Source organism: Micromonospora sp. NBC_00389, from assembly GCF_036059255.1.
Classification (GTDB): domain Bacteria; phylum Actinomycetota; class Actinomycetes; order Mycobacteriales; family Micromonosporaceae; genus Micromonospora.
Genome location: NZ_CP107947.1, coordinates 1,295,562 through 1,313,434 on the forward strand (window position 1 = coordinate 1,295,562; position 17,873 = coordinate 1,313,434).

15 protein-coding genes and 2 pseudogenes are annotated in these 17,873 nt (G+C 68.6%); 8 read left to right on the top strand and 9 right to left on the bottom strand.

The annotated features are described in order from the left end of the window. Positions 1-171: 171 nt before the first annotated feature. Positions 172-699 carry a hypothetical protein gene (locus tag OG470_RS06135; RefSeq protein ID WP_328421614.1) on the bottom strand — a complete coding sequence of 176 codons (528 nt, stop codon included), beginning with the start codon at positions 697-699 and terminating at the stop codon, positions 172-174. Positions 700-1,068: 369 nt separating this feature from the next. Between OG470_RS06135 and OG470_RS06140 the strand changes: the two genes are divergently transcribed. The 3 genes from OG470_RS06140 to OG470_RS06150 all read left to right on the top strand — a co-directional run bounded on the left by OG470_RS06140 (position 1,069) and on the right by OG470_RS06150 (position 1,818). After that, a complete protein-coding gene (locus OG470_RS06140; protein ID WP_328421615.1) occupies positions 1,069-1,203 on the top strand; it encodes a hypothetical protein in 135 nt (44 codons plus the stop codon). Between the two features lie 83 nt (positions 1,204-1,286). Continuing rightward, complete coding sequence (locus tag OG470_RS06145) at positions 1,287-1,439, top strand: hypothetical protein (RefSeq protein ID WP_328421617.1); 153 nt, start codon at positions 1,287-1,289, stop codon at positions 1,437-1,439. A gap of 52 nt (positions 1,440-1,491) precedes the next feature. After that, a complete protein-coding gene (locus OG470_RS06150) occupies positions 1,492-1,818 on the top strand; it encodes a hypothetical protein (protein ID WP_328421619.1) in 327 nt (108 codons plus the stop codon). Positions 1,819-2,718: 900 nt separating this feature from the next. Here OG470_RS06150 and OG470_RS06155 read toward each other — a convergent pair. After that, positions 2,719-2,961, bottom strand: a pseudogene (locus OG470_RS06155) (DEAD/DEAH box helicase); the annotation flags it as partial. Positions 2,962-3,458: 497 nt separating this feature from the next. Here OG470_RS06155 and OG470_RS06160 point away from each other — a divergent pair. Continuing rightward, positions 3,459-6,629 (top strand): S8 family serine peptidase, encoded by a 3,171-nt coding sequence (locus tag OG470_RS06160; protein WP_328421621.1) that lies wholly within the window; start codon positions 3,459-3,461, stop codon positions 6,627-6,629. Positions 6,630-6,881: 252 nt separating this feature from the next. Here OG470_RS06160 and OG470_RS06165 read toward each other — a convergent pair whose 3' ends face one another. The 5 genes and pseudogenes from OG470_RS06165 to OG470_RS06185 form a co-directional block, all read right to left on the bottom strand. Continuing rightward, positions 6,882-7,262 carry a helix-turn-helix domain-containing protein gene (locus OG470_RS06165; RefSeq protein ID WP_328421623.1) on the bottom strand — a complete coding sequence of 127 codons (381 nt, stop codon included), beginning with the start codon at positions 7,260-7,262 and terminating at the stop codon, positions 6,882-6,884. A 208-nt stretch (positions 7,263-7,470) separates the two neighbouring features. After that, positions 7,471-8,469: a TRM11 family SAM-dependent methyltransferase gene (locus OG470_RS06170; RefSeq protein ID WP_442931053.1), complete on the bottom strand. Its 999-nt coding sequence runs from the start codon at positions 8,467-8,469 to the stop codon at positions 7,471-7,473. Further along, the gene (locus OG470_RS06175; RefSeq protein ID WP_328421627.1) at positions 8,453-9,328 is read right to left on the bottom strand and encodes a hypothetical protein; all 876 of its coding nucleotides are present in this window, start codon (positions 9,326-9,328) and stop codon (positions 8,453-8,455) included. The genes OG470_RS06170 and OG470_RS06175 overlap by 17 nt, the downstream gene beginning before the upstream one ends. Before the next feature lie 279 nt (positions 9,329-9,607). After that, positions 9,608-9,823: pseudogene (locus OG470_RS06180) on the bottom strand (hypothetical protein); the annotation flags it as partial. Between the two features lie 199 nt (positions 9,824-10,022). Next, positions 10,023-11,366, bottom strand: coding sequence for an outer membrane protein assembly factor BamB family protein (locus OG470_RS06185; protein ID WP_328421629.1), 1,344 nt, complete (start codon positions 11,364-11,366; stop codon positions 10,023-10,025). Between the two features lie 645 nt (positions 11,367-12,011). Between OG470_RS06185 and OG470_RS06190 the strand changes: the two genes are divergently transcribed. From OG470_RS06190 to OG470_RS06205, 4 genes are all read left to right on the top strand, one after another. Further along, on the top strand, positions 12,012-12,896 hold the full coding sequence (locus OG470_RS06190) for a hypothetical protein (RefSeq protein ID WP_328421631.1): 885 nt from the start codon (positions 12,012-12,014) through the stop codon (positions 12,894-12,896). 274 nt (positions 12,897-13,170) lie between these two features. Continuing rightward, positions 13,171-13,902 carry a DUF1963 domain-containing protein gene (locus tag OG470_RS06195; protein ID WP_328421633.1) on the top strand — a complete coding sequence of 244 codons (732 nt, stop codon included), beginning with the start codon at positions 13,171-13,173 and terminating at the stop codon, positions 13,900-13,902. 306 nt (positions 13,903-14,208) lie between these two features. Continuing rightward, entirely contained in the window at positions 14,209-14,394 is a 186-nt protein-coding gene (locus OG470_RS06200; RefSeq protein ID WP_328421635.1) for a hypothetical protein, read from the top strand. A 530-nt stretch (positions 14,395-14,924) separates the two neighbouring features. After that, on the top strand, positions 14,925-15,692 hold the full coding sequence (locus tag OG470_RS06205) for a hypothetical protein (RefSeq protein ID WP_328421637.1): 768 nt from the start codon (positions 14,925-14,927) through the stop codon (positions 15,690-15,692). Positions 15,693-15,973: 281 nt separating this feature from the next. Here the strand turns inward: OG470_RS06205 and OG470_RS06210 are convergent, their stop codons facing one another. Next, the gene (locus OG470_RS06210; RefSeq protein ID WP_328421639.1) at positions 15,974-16,297 is read right to left on the bottom strand and encodes a hypothetical protein; all 324 of its coding nucleotides are present in this window, start codon (positions 16,295-16,297) and stop codon (positions 15,974-15,976) included. Between the two features lie 1,081 nt (positions 16,298-17,378). Then, entirely contained in the window at positions 17,379-17,825 is a 447-nt protein-coding gene (locus OG470_RS06215; RefSeq protein ID WP_328421641.1) for a DUF3995 domain-containing protein, read from the bottom strand. Positions 17,826-17,873 lie beyond the last annotated feature (48 nt).

Sequence of the window (17,873 nt, forward strand, 5' to 3'; positions counted from 1 at the left end):
CACGCCTGGTCGGACGGAACGTGAGCTTGGGAATTGGACAAGATGGCTCCGACGTGCGGTGTTTCCCCTCATCGACATGGTCTCCGGTGGCCTGGTTTGACCCCTGATGACACCGGCTCGTGGCCCGTGGATGGCCCAAGCCGCTGCCTGATCCGTAGCTGGGTCACCCCGTCAGCTGTGGCAGTGAAAGTCCTCTCCACCGGGCAGAAAGCTGATGTCGATGTCAATCTCGCCGTAGGTGTGTGGACCTGGCGGAACACGCCCATACCCAAGGAGTAGACGGACCTGTTGCCCGTTCGTCACGCGGTCAGTGCAGAACAGATTCCCCGATCCTGGCACCGGCGCGATCCTCCAATGACCTTCCGTCAACAAGGTGCGGTAGTGGTCAATGACCGGTTCCATCGATGTGCCCGGCGGCAAGCTGATGTCCGCCGAAACGCGCCCCCAATCGTCGCTTTCACCCCCGCACGGGGCCTGATCGATGCGGTCGAGGGTGGTGCCGGATGGAGGAGAGGTCAGCACCCGGTCTCGTGCCAACTGCTCGGCCAACCGGTGATCGGCATCCGTGCACTCGATCGCCCGTGCGCCCGGGCTCTCGATCGGCTCGCCCAGTTGCTGGACGGCGAGGCCACACAGCACCAGAACACCGACCAGCACCGTGCCGACTACGGCGATGCGGGCAAAGACTTGCTGGGGCATCCGCCGAGGGTAGAACAGGTATACCGTCGGGCGGTCCTGGAGGATCTCCTCGTCGGGCAGTCGTAGACCGTTCAGCCTCCCCAGACGGGGACAAGGTGGAGCGCCTTACGACCCGGCGGCCGACCTGGACCTGTACGTGCTCAATTGCACGTCCGGGACCTGTGTGGAGGCCGGGCGGAGCGCCGACGGCGACTCCGAGGAGTCGGTCACACTCGCCAACCCGGCGCCGGGCGCCTGGAAGGTGCGCGTCGAGGGATTCGCCGTGCCCGCGGGCTCGACCACCTTCAACTACGTTGACGTCTTCACCAACCCGGCCTTCGGGTCGGTGGCGGTGACCGACGCCACCGCGCCGCGCCCCAGCGGCATGTCGTGGGAGGTACCCGGCTCGGTGACCGCAAGGTCGCCCCGGAGATCGGCCGGGTGCTCTATGGCACCGTCCAGGTGCGGACCGACACGAACATCCTCATCGGCAGCGGCGACATCGTCGTGGAGAAGGTCAACTGACAGGTCCCACACAACGACAGGAGGCCCGTCCCGGTTCCGGACCGGGCCTCCTGCGTTTGGGGCTCAGGCGGGGCGGGCCGCAGTTGGCGCTGGCGCTGAGCAACAACCCGGCCGGGCCGGAGTTCCTGACCGAAAGCCAGCGCAGCGTGTTCATCACACAGGGAGGGCTCCGCGGCCTTACGTCGCGGCTGGCGTTGCAGCGCTACGGCGGCGGCACCCTGAAGGGTGCCATCTGACGGTCGGGGCTGTGGCCTGGGGCGAAGTCTTCCTGGCAGGCTGTCGGTCATAGTGGTTCGCACACTGGCGTTTCTGATCGTCCGGCGGGTTTTTGATCTGGTCGGGCTGGGTCCGACACCGGATGCCAAGGATGTGGAGCTCGCCGTGCTGCGGCACCAGTTGATGGTGTTATGCCGCCAGGTCGCGCGGCCGCGCTCCGCGTCCACCGACAGGATGGTTCTGGCCACGCTGGCGAAGCTGCTGCCGCGTCAGCCCTCTACCCGCGCGATTGGAGTCGGCCGCCGCCCGCGGGCGTCCGTCGCGATCGTCACTCAATTGGTCACCCGCCCGAACGTCGGCTGTCGTCGGCTCGCGTCGCGTCCTGACCCGGGCGGCTAGACGGACGACTCTTCTTCTGGCCAACACGGCTTAGCAGGATGAGAAGTGGGCCGCCGACGAACAGCGTGAGGCAGCAGCACAGGCTCCTAAGCGGGACGCCTGGATCGACGGTGGAGGGTTCCATTCGAAGCACCCTAGCCAAGATCAGGCGATGTTCGGTGTCCCCGCCTGGCGTTGGCCTCGATCCTGATGCCACTTGGCGTTGAACTGTCGCCGGACCACCGGCCTATAGGCGAAGGGTCCCGATCCGGGCTCTGAGCTGCGGGAACAGTTGGCGCTGGCGGTCATCATTGGTCGCCCTCGGTCTGCCTTGACGGCCTGATGACGGCCTGGACCTGGTCCTCATCGTCGGTGCGCGGCGGCAGCTCGACACCACCTCCGACTCCTCGTTTGTAAGTTCTGGGCAACCTTCCGACTGCGTCCACCCGCGGCCGGCCCGCCCCGTCCGGCCCTCCGGGAGCACGTGATCGTGCGCCGTCGTCCGTCATCGTTGCTACAGGCGCTGCTACACCCTGCATCCGGCGGGCCAGCAGTACACCAACTACAGATAAGGGGACCCCGGCCGGCCTGGCATTCGGGCCGGCCACGCCTTCTTACCTGGGTAAACGTCGTCACAAGTGGTCGTCAATGGTCGCTCACGATCAGCCTCTGACGGCCTGGCGACGGCCTGGATTCGCCGCCACTACTCCCCCGCGCGCTACGTCCCACCGCGGCGCGAGCGCTCGTCGTGCAGACGCCAGCCGGCGTCGGTCACGTCTACGGCGAGCCGCACAGCAAACGACAGGGTCTCGACGTTCGCTGTGATTCGCATGCCCACCAGGCCGGGCGCAGCACCCGGGATCTCCTCCCGGCTGACCACGTTGAGCGTCGCCCAGAGATCGCCGTGGGCGATGGCGCTGCCTCGCGCACCGGCGGCGATGCCGTGGCGGTCAGCGCCACAACCGGCGGGCGGCCCAAGCCGCGGATCAGATGGCCGATAGCGAGATAGTCAGGGCGGAAATCGTGCCCCCACGACGAGATGCAGTGCGCCTCGTCAACCGCCACCAACGCCGGGTGTAGCGCGCGGACCTCGGCCAGCCGCTGCGGCGAACTGAGCTGTTCCGGCGTGATGAACAAGAACTTCGCGGCGCCCGAACGCAGCTCTCACTGAGCAGCGAGCCGGATTCGGTCGATCGCAGCTTCCCACCAAGGAGATACGCCGTCACCACGCCGAACGAGCGAGACGCCGCCGTCCGCTGTGGGCTCATGAACGAGGACCCATCACGCCGCGTAGGTGCGGCGTAGGGGACGCGAGGCTCATCCTCCGCTGGCAACGGCGCAGGAGCCTGTTCCCGATGCCCGGGGTGCGATCCTGCCGTTCGTCCGGCCCAGGTGACCGAGCGGCTGGTCGGTTGTGGCTGATCGACGCCCGGCTATGTCCGTTTTGGTTGCCGCCGGGCAATTATCCACGTCACTGTTACGTGGCGGCCCGTTCGATGTAACGGACCCGTCATATCGGTCGCTGGTCCAGTGACGGCGGCGTCAGCGACGCCCCGCCCCTGCCGGGCACCCGCCCTCCCCTCGCTCTCCCCTCGGAGGAAGAGACGTTGAGTAGAACCCCCATCAGACGCGGTCGGACATCTGCCGCGATCCTCGCGTCGGTGCTGACCGCCGGGGCCCTGACCGTGGCGTCCGTCGGCAGCCCCGCCAACGCCGAGCCGTCCACCGCAGTCCTGAAGGGCGGCGCTACCGGCTGGACCCCTACTGACCAGGAGCGGTTGACCGAGGCCCGGTCCGCTGGCGACAAGGACGTCACCGTGCTGGTCGGGGCCGCGGACGGTCAGGCCGCAGCGGTGGCCGCCGGCCTCGCCGACCTTGGCGCGGCCGTCGCCTACCGCGACGATGACCTCGGCTACCTGCGCGCCGACGTGGCCGTCGATCGGGCCGACCGGATCCCGCAGCTCAGCGGCGTGCAGACCGTGGAGATCGACGCAGCCGTCCCGGTGCCCGACCCGAGCCCGGACGCGTCCCAGGCGCCGGCCCCCCAGCCCGCGCCCGGTGCCAACACCCCGGCCGCCAACCCGTACATGCCGATCGGCGACATGGGGGCGGCGCAGTTCGTGGCCGAGCACCCCACGCTCGACGGTCGCGGCGTCACCGTGGGCATCATGGACACGGGCGTCGACCTGGCGCACCCGGCGCTGCAGACGACGACAACCGATGAGCGGAAGGTCGTCGACTGGGTCACGGCGACCTCCCCGACCGCGGACGGCGATCCGACCTGGATCAGCATGGCGAAGAACGTCTCCGGGCCCAGCTTCGCCGTGGACGGCCGCACCTGGACCGCGCCGGGCTCCGGCTCCTACCGTTTCGGCGTCTTCAACGAGCGGGTCGCCGCTCTCGGCGGCGAGGTGGGCAACGACGTCAACCGCGACGGCAACCCCGCCGGCAGCAGTGGCCTTTTCGGCGTGCTCTGGGACGGCGACAAGACCGTCTGGGTTGACACCAACCAGAACGGCTCGTTCGCGGACCAGACCCCGATGGCTGACTACAAGGTCCGCTACGACGTCGGCAAGTTCGGCACGGACAACCCGGCGACCCCGATCGCCGAGTCGATGCCGTTCGTCGTGCAGGTCGACGGCAAGGGCAAGTTCGTCAACATCGGCATCGTCTCCGGTGCGCACGGCTCGCACGTTGCCGGCATCACCGCCGGCAACGGCCTGTTCGGTGGGGCGATGACCGGCGCCGCTCCGGGCGCCAAGGTGGTCTCCGTCCGGGTCTGCATGTTCGTCGGCGGCTGCACCTCGCACGCCCTCACGGAGGGCATGATCTACGCCGCCAAGCAGGCGAACGTGGACGTCATCAACATGTCGATCGGCGGGCTTCCCTCGTTGAACGACGGCAACAACACGCGGGCGCTGCTCTACAACCGCCTCATCGAGCAGTACAACGTGCAGATGTTCATCTCGGCCGGGAACAGCGGGCCGGGCACCAACACGGTCGGCGACCCGTCGGTGGCCGACAAGGTGATGAGCGTCGGGTCGTACATCACCGACGCCACCTGGCGGGCCAATTACGGCTCCAGCTCGCCGTACGAGGACAACCTGCACTACTACAGCTCGCGCGGGCCCCGCGAAGACGGCGGTTTCAAACCCAGCGTCGTCGCCCCCGGTTCGGCCATCTCGACCATCCCCACCTGGCAGCCGGGCGGGCCGGTCCCCGGCACGTACACACTGCCGCCGGGCTACGCGATGTTCAACGGCACCTCGATGGCCTCGCCACAGGCCGCGGGCGCCGGGGCGCTGCTCGTCGGCGCTGCCAAGGCGCAGGGCTTCCAGCGCCAGCCAGCTCAGATCCGGCAGGCCATGACGTCGTCCGCCCGCTTCCTCGACGACATCGGGGCGTACGAGCAGGGTGCCGGCCTGATCGACGTGAAGGCGGCGTACGACCTGCTGCGCAAGAACATCAAGACGGTCGACATCACCTCCTCCGTGCCGGTGCACACCGTCCTCTCCGGATTCCTCGCGAAGCCCGGCGTCGGCGTCGGCATCTACGACCGCGAGGGCGTCACGGTGGGCAAGGAGTACTCCCGCACCTACACCTTCACCCGCACCAGCGGTGGGTCGAAGGCGATCACCTACCACCTGTCCTGGGTGGGCAACGACGGCACGTTCTCGACCGGCACGTCAGTGGCCCTGCCGCTGAACAAGCCGGTCACCGTCACCGTGACGGTCAACCCGGCGACCCCTGGGGCGCACTCGGCGATCCTGCGGCTGGACGACCCGGCGACCACCGGTGTCGACTACCAGACGATGAACATGGTGATCGCGCCGTACACCTTCCGGGCTGCCGACAACCACCAGGTGGCCATCACCGGCAAGGTCGGGCGCAACCAGTCGCTGCGCTACTACCTGCAGGTTCCGGCGGGCACCCCGGCGCTGAAGGTGGACTTCACCGGCCCGTCGGGTCAGCCGGGCACCGGTCAGGCGCGGTTCCTGCGCTACCACCCGTACGGTGTGGCAATCGACGACAACGCGTCCACGTCCTGCTTCGTCCCGACCGCGGGCGCCTGCGCCACCGGCTCGCCGAACAGCCGTACGACCTCAAACCCGCTGGCTGGCGTCTGGGAGGTCACCGTGGACGGTCGGCGCACCTCGGACGCGGAGTGGACGGCGTTCACGCTGACCGCCTCGGTCCTCGGCGCGACGGTCTCCCCCAACCCAGACGTGATCGCCTCCGCCACGGCCGAGTCGCCGGTGTCCCGGTCGTACTCGCTGACCAGCACGCTCGGCTCGTTCACCGGCCGGGCCGTCGGCGGCACGCTGGGCAGCGCCCGGCAGGGTCCGTTCACCATCGGCAACCAAGGGAGCCAGGAGTACGACCTGACCGTAACCCCGGGCTCGTCCCAGCTGCGAGCCACCATCGGCGGCACCTCCGACCCGGGCGCCGACCTGGACCTGTACGTTCTCAACTGCACGTCCGGGACCTGCGTGGAAGCCGGCCTGAGCGCCGACGGCGACTCCGAGGAGTCTGTGACGATCACCAACCCGGCGCCGGGCGCCTGGAAGGTACGCGTTGACGGCTACTCGGTGCCGTCCGGCTCGACCAGCTACAACTACATCGACGTCTTCACCAACCCGGCCTTCGGCACGGTGGCGGTGACCGACGCCAACGCGCCGCGCCCCAGCGGCGCCTCATGGACGGTGCCCGGTTCGGTAACTGCGAAGGCCGCCCCGGCCAACGGTCGGGTGCTCTACGGCACCGTGCAGGTCCGGACCGACACGAACATCCTGATTGGCAGCGGTGACGTCGTGGTGCGGAGCGTCGCCTGACGGTTCCGCCAGACAGGAGGCCCGTCCCCGGTCCGGGGGCGGGCCTCCTGCGTTCGGGGCTCAGGCGGGACGGGCCCCAGTTGGCGTGTTGCGCGGCGTTCAAGATGAACACGAAGGCGGCACTGAAGATGAGCATGAATGGGCGATGGTTCGTGCTCATGGTGACGTCCTGGTGCTCACACTGCCGGTGATGTCCGTCGATGGATGTTGTCAGACCACGGACACACTGCTCCGCTGAACCCGGCTTGTTGATCACGTTGGGGTGAGCAGTCGCCCAGCCGTGAACACACCGATGAGCGCCCATACCCCGGCGTGTCGGGCGAAGCGGCGCCGCCAGGCGACCACGGCCGCGGCGAGCCCGGCTAGCGCGTCACCCAGTTCGGTGGGCTGCACGTCGAGGCCGGCCAGGGAGTCCGGGTCGAGCGAGGCTGCGCGCTCGACGCCGCAGCGACGCAGCCAGCTCAGGTGCGGGCCGCGGACGGCGCGCAGCCAGCGGCGCACGGTGGCCGGCGGGCGGCCAAGCTCGGTGGCGATACGCCGCCAGCCGCGACCCTGGGCCTTGGCCAGCAGTGCCGCGCCGATGACCTCGGTGGCGACGGCACGCCGGGGCAGCAGCGAACCAGGCAGCAGCACCTAGGTGGCCCGGCAAGCGGCGCACCGGGCCCGGCGGGGCCGTACCGCCTGGGTCGACCCGTCGAGCTGGCGCACCCGTCGGTCGCCGCATGCGACCAGGGCCGCAGCACGCCACCTCAGCGTGCGCAGGCCAGCACCCCAGCGGCCAGGTCGTCCTCGACCCGGTGCGGTTCGGCCACGATGATCACCCCCGGTGTGGCCGGTTCGCTCATTCGCCGCCCGCCCGTTGCTCACTGGCGGGCTGGGTCTTGGCGAACACGAGGACGTCCTCGTGTGCGATGAGGTGCATCGGGGTGCCCGCGGTGCGGGCCCGGCGGACCTGCTGGAGCTGGAAGAAGCTGGGCCGGGCGACGAGGTGCCCGTCGCGGACGGCCGCCAGGAGGGCGACGCACCGGTCCACCGGGGTCAGGCCGGCGCGGATCCCCGCGCCGATGACCGCCGACGGCAGGTCGACCAGCTGGCCGTGCTTGCGCCACGGCCGGGCGGTGACCACGACGACGCCGCCGGGGCGCAGCAGGGTGTAACAGCCGGCCAAGATCTGGGCGAACCCGTCGGCGAGGCCGGTGAGGTCGCGGTAGGCGAGGTTGCCTCGGTCGGTGCCGTCGTTGTAGGCGTTGTCGAACTTCGCCACCCCGTCCGCGCCGGGGCGGACCAGGCCATGGACGGTCGGCCCGTACGGCGGCGAGGTCACCACGAGGGCGACCTGCCCGACGAGGGCGGCGGGAACGAGGGACAGGATGCGGGTCGCGTCGCCGCGCATCACCGCCGCCCGGCCGGTCGCCCCTTGGCCCTGGGCGTGGGTGATGTTGGCGTCAGCGATGTCGGACCAGCGGGACTCGTACTCCACACCGATGGCGTCGCGGCCGGCGTGGATGGCCTCGACGAGGGTGGTGCCGATGCCGCACATCGGGTCGAGAACCAGGTCCCCGGGGTTGGTGTAGGCGGCGACGGCATGGGCGGCGATCGCCGGCAGCATCCGGGCCGGGTGCTTCACCGACTCGGGAACATAGCGGCCCCGCCGCTGCACCGGCCCGGTGCTCTGGGCGGTCACCCACACCGACAGGCCCTCTGGCCCGGTCGTCGCCGGGTGGTGGCCGTCGTACTCCCGGCGGCGATCCTCGTGGGCGCGGTGCCTGCCGCCGGCGCCCTCCGGCCGGACCGGCTCATCCGGTCCGTGGGTGGTGAGGTGCTCAGCCACGTCCGTCACCGCCCTCGCGGCTCCGCCGCCGCTGCGGCGGGGTGACCGGTGCGGGGCTGAACACCAGCAGGTCGGCGTGGACGCGGTGGTGCGTGAGCGGCCACTGCTGCCCGGCCATATCGTGGGCGAGGGCGAGGAGTTCTGCGTCGGTGACGTGGTACACAAAGGTGTCGGCGTCGGTGTCGGCGGTGACCGCGACGATGTGCTGCAGATACCCCAGCCCGACGTTCGCCGCTGCGGCGGCGAGAGGGCCGAAGTCCTCCGGCGTCGCGATGGTGCCGGCGGGGACCGCGACGATGAGCACGAGGCACCCGCCAGGGCGCAGCAGCCGGGCGCCCGCGGTCAGCAGGCACGCCAGGCGTACCCGGTTCGTGGCCTCGTTGGCATCGAGGGGCCAGGAGGCGACCAGCAGGCCGGTCGCCTGCGGCGACCCAGTGGGGTCGGCCGGGTCGGTGAGGTCGTCACCGAACCAGGCGCTCACCTCCGGCACGTCGTCGAACTGCTGCTGCTCGTCAGAGGGGTTGGGCTCGGCCGGTTCGCTGGCCGGACCGATGAGGAGGTTCGGTCCGTCGGTGAACCAGCCGGGGTGGTGCCGGCGCCGCCCGGCGAGGCAGGCGGTGGACAGGGCGTGGTCGTCGGTGCAGTCGACGACAGTGTCGCCGGGCCGGCTGTAGGCGGACACGAGGCGGTAGGCCAAGCGGGCGCCCACATTGCGGCCTGCGTCGGCGGAGGTGCGGGCGGTGCGCCACACGGTGATCGGCACCGGAGTGTAGCCGGCCACGAGATCGGTCAGGGTCGGGTCGGTGCCGGAGCGGTCTGGGTCGACGGGGCGGGCGGGGGCCTGGTGCTGCGGCGTGTGCTCGCTCATGTGGTGTCGGCTCCGCGCCGCGCGGGCAGTGCGCTGACACCCTCAAACCCGTGTTTGTGTGCTCTCGCGAACGCCCCCCGTTCTCACAACGGCTCACAGCCGCTCACAACCAGCGCGAAATGAGGTGCTTAGGCCCGATGTCTCGCCTCACGACCTCGTGGTTGCCCCGCTTCACAGCGGAACGGTGTCGCCGATGCGGCGCCATTGGGTCAGGGTCCGCCAGCCGAAGGCGAGCAGCAGGCCCAGCAGGTAGAGCAGCAGCGCGAGCCAAGCCACGGGTTACGCCGTCTGGTCGGTGCAGCAGCCATCGGTGCAGCCCGAGCCTTGGCCGGTGGCTGCGTCGACGGCAGGCAGGGATGCGCAGTCGTCGCAGTGTTCACCGCGCCAAGCTTCAACGCCTTCCTTGACCGCGACCCCGGCGATGACGAGCGCGGCGATCGGGTCGGCCCACGACCAGCCCCAGACGGCGTTGAGGACCAGGCCGACGAGCAGCACAGGATCGTCCGGCGCGGAGGAAACGTCGCGGGCGCCACGCTGGGACCGTGGGAGGCCTGGCCGTGTTCCCTGACCGAACTGATACCCGGCGCGGCGCGAGCGGCCACCGCCGGAAATCCCGCGATGCTCCCTGGCAGTTCCCACTGGGCCAGCGCTCCTGACGACGGCGCTTTTCCGCCCTGCCAATCACACGGCGTTCCTAGGTGGCGACGAGCAGCGCCGGGCGGGCATCCCGGGGCAGCCTCCATTTGGCGTTCCGGTCCGTGAAGTCGAAGTTGGACCTGTCGATCACCACGTAGCCGTCCGTGGCGTACACGTGAAAGGACCGGTGAGCGCCGGCGGGCAGTTGAACGTGGGACTGAGCCTGCCCCGTGCGCTGGTCGAGTCGTGACAACTCGTCGCGGTCGGTGACGACGTACACGCTGGTCCGGTCCGCGGTGACGTCGCTGACGGTACCGGCGAAGGATCGCTGCCATACGGGGGAGCCATCGAGGCGGGACACGGCGCGGACGGTGTCGCGGACCGAGAGGTACTCAAGCGTCAGGTCACCGACGTCAACGGCGATCCAGTCGTGGGGCCACACTGCGGTTATCGAACCGTCCTGGTGGATGCGCCAGCTTCCGCCGTCGTTGCTGACGTGGAAGCCGTCGCACATGGACTGCGCCACCACACAACCGGAGGGCTCAACGATCCATGATCGGTTCGCAGCGGGCGAGCCGGCCGTGGGTTGCCACGTGGTCAGCTCGCGTCCGGATTCGGCGTCGTACAGTTGCACCTGCTTCGGCCGGTCACACGCCAGGACCACCGCGACCACGGTCGGTCCGGTCCAGTTCACTCCGGAACATCCGGGCAGGTCGACCTGCCACAGCCGCCGCCCGGTCGCGGGTTCGAACGCGTCGAGGGAATGTTCGCCGGAGCTGACGAGCACGGGGGCATGCTGCCGGGTCTCGGTGGCGAACAGCTCAATCAGGCTGTCACCGTAGACGGTCGCGACGCCGGTCGGACCGCCGCTGTAGCTGTCGCCGCCGATGTCCCGCTCGACCGTGGCACGCCACGTGATCGTGCCGGTTCGCCCGTCCACTCCAGCCAGAGCTCCGTCGGACCACTTCACCACGACCATCGGCGCGTTCGCTCCGTGTGCCGGAATCGCGACCACTCCGGTGACGTCCGCCGGAAACCGGTGGTACGACCAGAACGGCGGATGCCCATCCGCCGCGGTCAACGGTTCGGCCCACACATCGTGCTCGGTGGCGAAGACCCGCAACCGCCGTTCGACTATCAACGGTGCGGCACGCAGCGCGGCGACCACCCCGGACCGGGGAGAGGCGACCGCGTCCGGATAACGGGCGGTTGCCGCCGTGTGCCATTCGCCCGGCTTGACCATGAAATAGGTGCCAACCCCGCACGATGCGACGAGCACCAGCACGATGGCCGGCACCGCCCAGACCCACCATCGGACAGCACGGCCACGCCGTACCTCGCCGGCCATGCCCCGCCCCCGTGAACGCACACCTGATACTGCCACTTCCGGCCGGACAGCCATGACCCGTCGCCGCCGCCCTCGCGGCGCGGGATCCACTTGTCGAACTGCGCCCGCACTAGCTGGACGTGCTGGGCACGGCGGCTGGCTCCGGCGTCGACCGTTCAGCCGCCAGGCGCCTGATCAGTCGATTGACCACCGGTCATCGTCGCCGGCCGTGTCATGACACCGTCCCCGATGACATCGGGCTGACGCGCCCCGGTGACGGCACTGTCGTCAAAGCGGTCGACGCCGCAATGACATCAACGGCGTCCGGTGTGACATTGCGGTCTGCGACCGTGCCACCGACCGGACGCTAGTCGTTGTGAGCGCTCGCGAGCGGCTGTGAGTGTCATCGCCTGCGTTGTCATCGGCCGTCACGAATCGGGCGGACACCTCGCCCGCGAGGGCGCGGAGAGTCGATGCCATGGCGGGTAGCGGTGTCACAGTGCAGCTCAGGGGCTGTGTCATATACCGCTCTCAACGATCACAGTCGATGTCAGGGAATCGGGTCGGGATCGTGCCATCGATCGGCGCGGCGGTGTCAGGGGCGGCGCAACCTGCGCTGTGAGGGCCTTGTGAGTCGCTCGTGTCGTAATCGGCGCCTGCCTGGTGCCGTGACACCACGACGGCGCCAATCGACGATCTTGTTGCCGTGGGGAGAGTGACATGACCGCCTCTGACATCGACTGGCCCGACTCGCCGTTGGACGCCGCCGACGCCGCGTTCGCGGCACTGACCTGCGACCCCGCACCGATGACACTCGACCTTGACACGGTCGACCCCGGCACCGGCCTGCCCGGCGATGTCATGACACTGCCGGCGCTACGGGACTGGCTCCTCGCGCACCCGCGCGCCTACACCGCGCGCGACGAGGTGTGGCGGGAGTTGATCCGCCGCGCCCGCCTCGACGGGCCGGCGTGGGTCGTCGCCGCGGTCGGCATGGCGATGCCGGCGCTGCGCCGCTATGCCAGTCACCTGAGCGCCGGCTACGGCGGCGATCCGGACGACATCGGCGCGGAGGTCCTCACCGGCTTCCTGGCCGCGCTGCGCGACCGGGTCGACCTGGCCCGCGACGCCCCCTACGCGGCGCTGTGCCGGGCGGCGTTTCGGGCCGGCTACGCCCTGCGCCAACAGGCCGGCGAGTACACGTCGGTGGACAACGTCGACCACGTCACCGGTCCCCGCACCCCCACCGTGCCCTACGGGCACCCGGACCTGCTCGTCCAACGGGCCGTCGGCCTGGGCATCCTCGACCGCGAGGACGAGCAGCCCTACATCGACATCCGGCTCGGGCGGCGGGCGATCGAACCGGTCGCCGCCCGCCTCGGCATCACCGTCGACGCGTTGCGCATGCGGCTGGGACGCATCGACACCCGCCTCGCCGACGCCCTCGCCAAAGGGCTGCTCACCGGCGTGACCAGCCAGCAGACGGCTGACGAACTCGCCTATCAAGCCGTGCACCGCTTGGCCACCCGTACTGGCCTTGCCGCGGTTAGTCGCCGCATCGTCGATCAGGTGCCGCTGTCCGCGGCGGCAGGGCTCGCCGCCTGAGTCGCACCCGCGCACCGCGTCAATCCGGTGCCGCTACACGAGAAGCCCGTGAACGTCCTCGCCTATCGCACCCGACCCGCCGGCGAGGACGTTCAACTGTGCGGGCCTGCACCCGCGGTGGGCCCAGTGTCGGCATACAGGTGAACGTGCCCCGATAGGTACGACCGAACATAAGCAGTGGCCCAAGGTCAAATCCGGCAAGCGCCGAGACTTAACGGCCGCGCGAGTCGCTCTCTTGCCGAGAACATTGCGGTGGCGCCACTTGGCTCAAGCTATGGAAGACTCGGCCGCGATGGATCTTTCCCCTGATGTCCAAGCCATCATCAGGCGCCGGCTGGTGCCGGAGATTGCGGACAGCTTCCTTGCTCTGGCGCGGCCATCGGTCGGATTTACCGTATGGACCGAAGCGTCAGCGAGCGGCAGCATGATCGGCGGCGCGCCAAGGACCCGACCGTTCGCGTGGCCTGTCTACCGGGAAGCGCCGATGCTGTTGCTGGCGCAAGTGGACTGCGCGCAGATGGCCCCGATCCTAGGCGCGGAGTGGCCGTTCCCACGCCAGGGGTACCTGCTGTTCTTCCACGACGACGAGTTTTCCGCGACCTACGACTACGAGCACGGCGACGACGGTTGCCAGGTGCTGCACCTGCCTGCCGGGTCCGGAGCAGAAGCGGTCGCCACCATCCCCGGCCTGACACTGGACGCCGCCCTGATGCCGTCTCTACCCAACCTGCGGGATGACGCCGATAAGGCGCTGGGCATCCACATCGTCGAGCTGATCGATCTGTTGGAGGAGCTTCGGCCGTTGTTGCCTGCACCCCGGCATCGTCTGCTCGGCTACTGCGACACCGATACGTCCCACCCGCCAGGGCACCGGCCCCTTCTGCAGGTGGAGGCGGAACGGGGTACGGCGTGGGGCGAGATCGTAAACGTCTCCTTCTGGATTCCAGACGCCGACCTGCGCGTTGGCCGGCTGGACCGTGTACGCCGCTGCTACGACGTGGCCTGAACAGTCGCCCATCGGTCGGCGGCAGCCTCGACGGCTGGCCCGCAGCTGGCGTTTGTCCGGTCTTAAGGCTACCCATGATCACGTGCGCTGATGTGCCGCTGGGCATGCGCGCCAGCTTCGGCCGGGTCCGTCACCGATCGTGTACTGGCACCGGTAGGTACGGCGCCTTCGAGTACACGACCGGGCCGAGATCAGTGTGTCGGTGTAGTCATTTACCTCACGGAGTCGGCACGTGTCGCGCCGCCCGGATGTGGATGAGCGAGATATCCAGATGTTGGCGCAGGTGACATCGAGTTCAATAGCGCCGTGATCACGATGCAAGCGGTCGTCGAAGTCCCCGCGCTGGACAACGACCCGGCGCCGCCATGGCCGGTGGCCCAGATCGCACCTTGGTCATGGCTGCCCCTCAACGCCGGCTGCACCGATGAGGAGCTCGGGCTGTTCGTGGCCGCTCTGGCTGCTCGGATCCCCACACCAACCGAGGACTTATGAGATCAAGTTGCTCACCATGGGCCAGTGGATGGCACGGCGACCTACGCATTACGAGATCAAGTTGCCCACCATCGTCTACCAGCCCCAACCCGGTCCGGCCTGCGGAAACCCCTCTCGGCATCTCTCAGCGTTAGCGGTCAGGGCTCGACCTCTTGAGGACTGGATGAGGACTGAGACGGCTCACGCCCACGACCATCTGATCCGTAGATTCCCAAAACCATGTCCAGGCCGTCCGACGCCGTCCGCCTAGTCCTGGTCCTCAAGGGCTCGGCAACTCGATCAGTCCCGTCTCGTCCGGTCCAGTCCGCCCGGGTGGCTCCCACGCCTGGCTCCCAGACTGTCAGCTTGCAAATCCGACAAGATCGGCCCGGATGCCGTCGCTGCGCATTGCTCGACGGACCCTCGTGTGACCTCATGTGGCCTCTAGTGACCTAGCTTGTGGCCCGTGCGTGGCCCGAGCGGCGCAAGCCGCCGAAGCTGGTGCGAGCACAAGGTAGATCTGAAGCAGGGGTTAGCGCAGGATGTCTCGCATGGGTTGGCTGCATGGTCCGCGCATCCTTCAGACGTACGAGCGGGGCTTCGAAGCCTCTTCCGTGCGCCTCAACGTGGACGACATAAACGACATAATTAGTTGGATCAGAGCCAAGGGATTTGACCCAATTCATGTGCTGGGAGCGCCGATTGGACAGCACGGCGACCTGCTGCCTGATAAGCCGATCCAGGACCTGAGCACAACCAGCGCCGCAGAAGTGGGCCAGCTCAAGATATGGTCGGAGATGGACGCCGCCGATCAACAGCAGTGGCGCCGAATCGACATGAGAATTACGCCCGATGGCTTGACCGTAAGCACAATTGCCCCAAGCCAGGAGTGCTGGCAAGAAGTCTTAGGCGAAATACGACGGATGGTCGAGCATGCGGAACGCGGACCAATGCCCGTTGGTCGAAAGGTGCAGCTTATTCTGCGTGCGCAGCGCATAGTTGTTGGGCTGATTCTGCTTGGTCTCTGGACATGGCTTACGCTTGAGTGGCGGAGTGTTCCGGGAGCCCTCCTGACCGCCATCGTGGCCGCGTTGTCAGCGAGCGCCGCAAAGATTGACACTGCGGCAGTGTTCCGCTTCGTGCGTCGGCACTCCCGCATCGACTGGCTTGATCAGTTCTCCAGGCGAGAACTGTATGAACGTCGCGCCAATATCAAGCGAGACCGGAAGGTCGCATATACCACGGCGTTTCCAACGGCCATAGTGGCAGCGACCGTCGGTGCCCTGCTGACCGCCGGCCTCAAGATGTGGCTTGGTTGATAGTCGACCAAGCATCAGAGACGGGTTGCCAACACCGAGGTGGGCTGGCGGCCGGGGAGCGGCCTAGGGATTAGAAGAAGATCACGGATGGCTGGTCACGGTAACCTGCTCCTGCTCGAGCCGTCCGTCACTGTCGGATCACGTCGGCATTGGCCGGCGGTCTTGGCTGTACGAATGGCTGTATGGCGGCGGGACGCTGGCCACAGCAACTGCCTGGGCAAGCTCCTACGCATAGCCGGCTAGCTACGCGCGTCCGACGGGCTCGAACCCCGGCCCCGAAGTCAGGGGATCTGCGTCAGCGCCAGGTGGCTGGAGAAGAGGAGCGCCGCTGTCGCGATTGGCCACGGCCACCAGCGGCGGGTTCGGGGAAGCCGGATCAGCGCGATCACGAGGCAGACCGCGCCCGGCAGGCCCACCGCAGCGGCCACGATCCAGAAGGTTCGCTGCTCCGGACGCCAGCAGGCTCCCCACCCGTCGACGGCGGGATCGCACGGGTTGGGACCCGGGCCGGTGAGCGCAGGTGACCACCAGATCAGGTTGAATGCCCACACCAACAGGAACGGAAAACTGACGATCGCGAGGGGGATCGCCACCCCGAGGCGCAAAGCGCGAGTGCGGGCACGGATGGTTACCGGCTCAGGGCCCTCCGGGCGGCCGTCTACCCGTGGTCACCCCGACATCATGGTCGCCTGCAGGCCGCTCGTCGTCACCCGACCGTCCTACGAGGAATGGCCGGTCGACCATCACCGACCTACGCATTACGAGATCAAGTTGCCCACCTGGGCTCACCTGCCCTAACCCCGCGTGGCCTGCGGAAACCCCTCTCGACATCTCTCACTGTCGGCGGTCAGAAGTCGACCTCTTGAGGACTGGATGAGGACTGAGACAGGCATGCAGCCCACGAGGAGCAAAGCGAATCGTGTGGATGGGCCTTGCGCGGCGTAGCCTCCCAGGGAATCCCCGCCAGAACTGACAGAGGGCATGATGCCAGTCACTCTCGTCCCTGCGACCGTAAGGCGAGCGGCCTCGCGGATCTGGCTCGTCGCAGCCGTAGTCGCGATGGCCTACGCAGCGGGCGGCATGCCGGCGCCCGCCCGGGTTGCAGTGGACCACTGCTACGTCACCTACGACCGGTTGGAGAGGCAGCACAGTCGGTGCGTGGGGCACTGGACCAGGTTGGGTCTGACCGCTTCAGGACCGGTCCACGGCACGCCCGTCAGCACGCGGTGGCCAGTGCTCACCACGGATCCGGACGAAAACTACGAATGGGAAGTCAGCATCCCCGAAGCCTCACGTCATCACACTGCCCTCACTGTCCTGACGATCGCATGGGTCATCCCATGGTCCATACAGGTCCTGTTGACGACTCTCACCGCCACGACGGTTGGCTATCTCGCCTGGACAACCGCGAGCCAGCTGCGACGACGAGCGGTTGCCAGCCCCGACTCGCGTTCCCGCGCAGGGTAAGGCCGCCGCCGCGCAGCGGGAAGCGGGAGTGGCCGCTGTCCAGGCATAGGCCGGCCTGGTGCGCTCGGGAGGCGCTACATCATCTCTGTTTTGGCCACAACAGAGATGATGTAGCGCCGTTTCAGGCAGGCCGCACGGCGGGCACGAAGTCGCATGGCAGGCGCATCGAGACGGGTGCCCGCCAGCCGCCGGCGCCGTCCGGAGATCGGCGCGACCGGGTCACCCGCCGACGAGCACCAGGGCGGACGCGCCGCACAAGAGCAAACACATCGGGGTGTACGCGATGAGGTTGAGCCGGTAGAACGTGCTGTCCCGCCGCGCGCCGATCCCGAACGCCCAGACGATGCCGGCGCCGCCTCTCAGGAGGGTGCCGGCGGCGACGGCGAGCGCCCCGAGCGTGGGCACCCAACCCGGCAGCCAGCTGGGCAGCCACGCGTCCACCAGGCCAGCCTGGGCGAGCACCGCGCCGGCCCCGCCGAGCAGGATGAGTACGAGCGGTGCCAGTACCGGGACGGTGAACGGGACGTCGGCGTTGAGCACCACTTGCGACAGCGTCCGGACGTCGCGGGCCGGCCAGGTGCGGCCTGTCATCCAGTACGCGTGGATCAGGGCGTCGAGGCCCAGGACACCGGCCACCACGATGGCCGCAACTTGGTAGGTCTCCATGCCTCAGAAGAGGAAGCGGGTGCCGAGAACACTCCAGTGAGCCGGGCC

Bases quoted from the DNA above. Each gene is read 5' to 3' on its own strand.
- OG470_RS06135 (WP_328421614.1), bottom strand. From the start codon at position 699: ATGCCCCAGCAAGTCTTTGCCCGCATCGCCGTAGTCGGCACGGTGCTG.
- OG470_RS06175 (WP_328421627.1), bottom strand. From the start codon at position 9,328: ATGAGCGAGCACACGCCGCAGCACCAGGCCCCCGCCCGCCCCGTCGAC.
- OG470_RS06185 (WP_328421629.1), bottom strand. From the start codon at position 11,366: ATGGCTGTCCGGCCGGAAGTGGCAGTATCAGGTGTGCGTTCACGGGGG.
- OG470_RS06190 (WP_328421631.1), top strand. From the start codon at position 12,012: ATGACCGCCTCTGACATCGACTGGCCCGACTCGCCGTTGGACGCCGCC.
- OG470_RS06195 (WP_328421633.1), top strand. From the start codon at position 13,171: ATGGAAGACTCGGCCGCGATGGATCTTTCCCCTGATGTCCAAGCCATC.
- OG470_RS06205 (WP_328421637.1), top strand. From the start codon at position 14,925: ATGGGTTGGCTGCATGGTCCGCGCATCCTTCAGACGTACGAGCGGGGC.
- OG470_RS06215 (WP_328421641.1), bottom strand. From the start codon at position 17,825: ATGGAGACCTACCAAGTTGCGGCCATCGTGGTGGCCGGTGTCCTGGGC.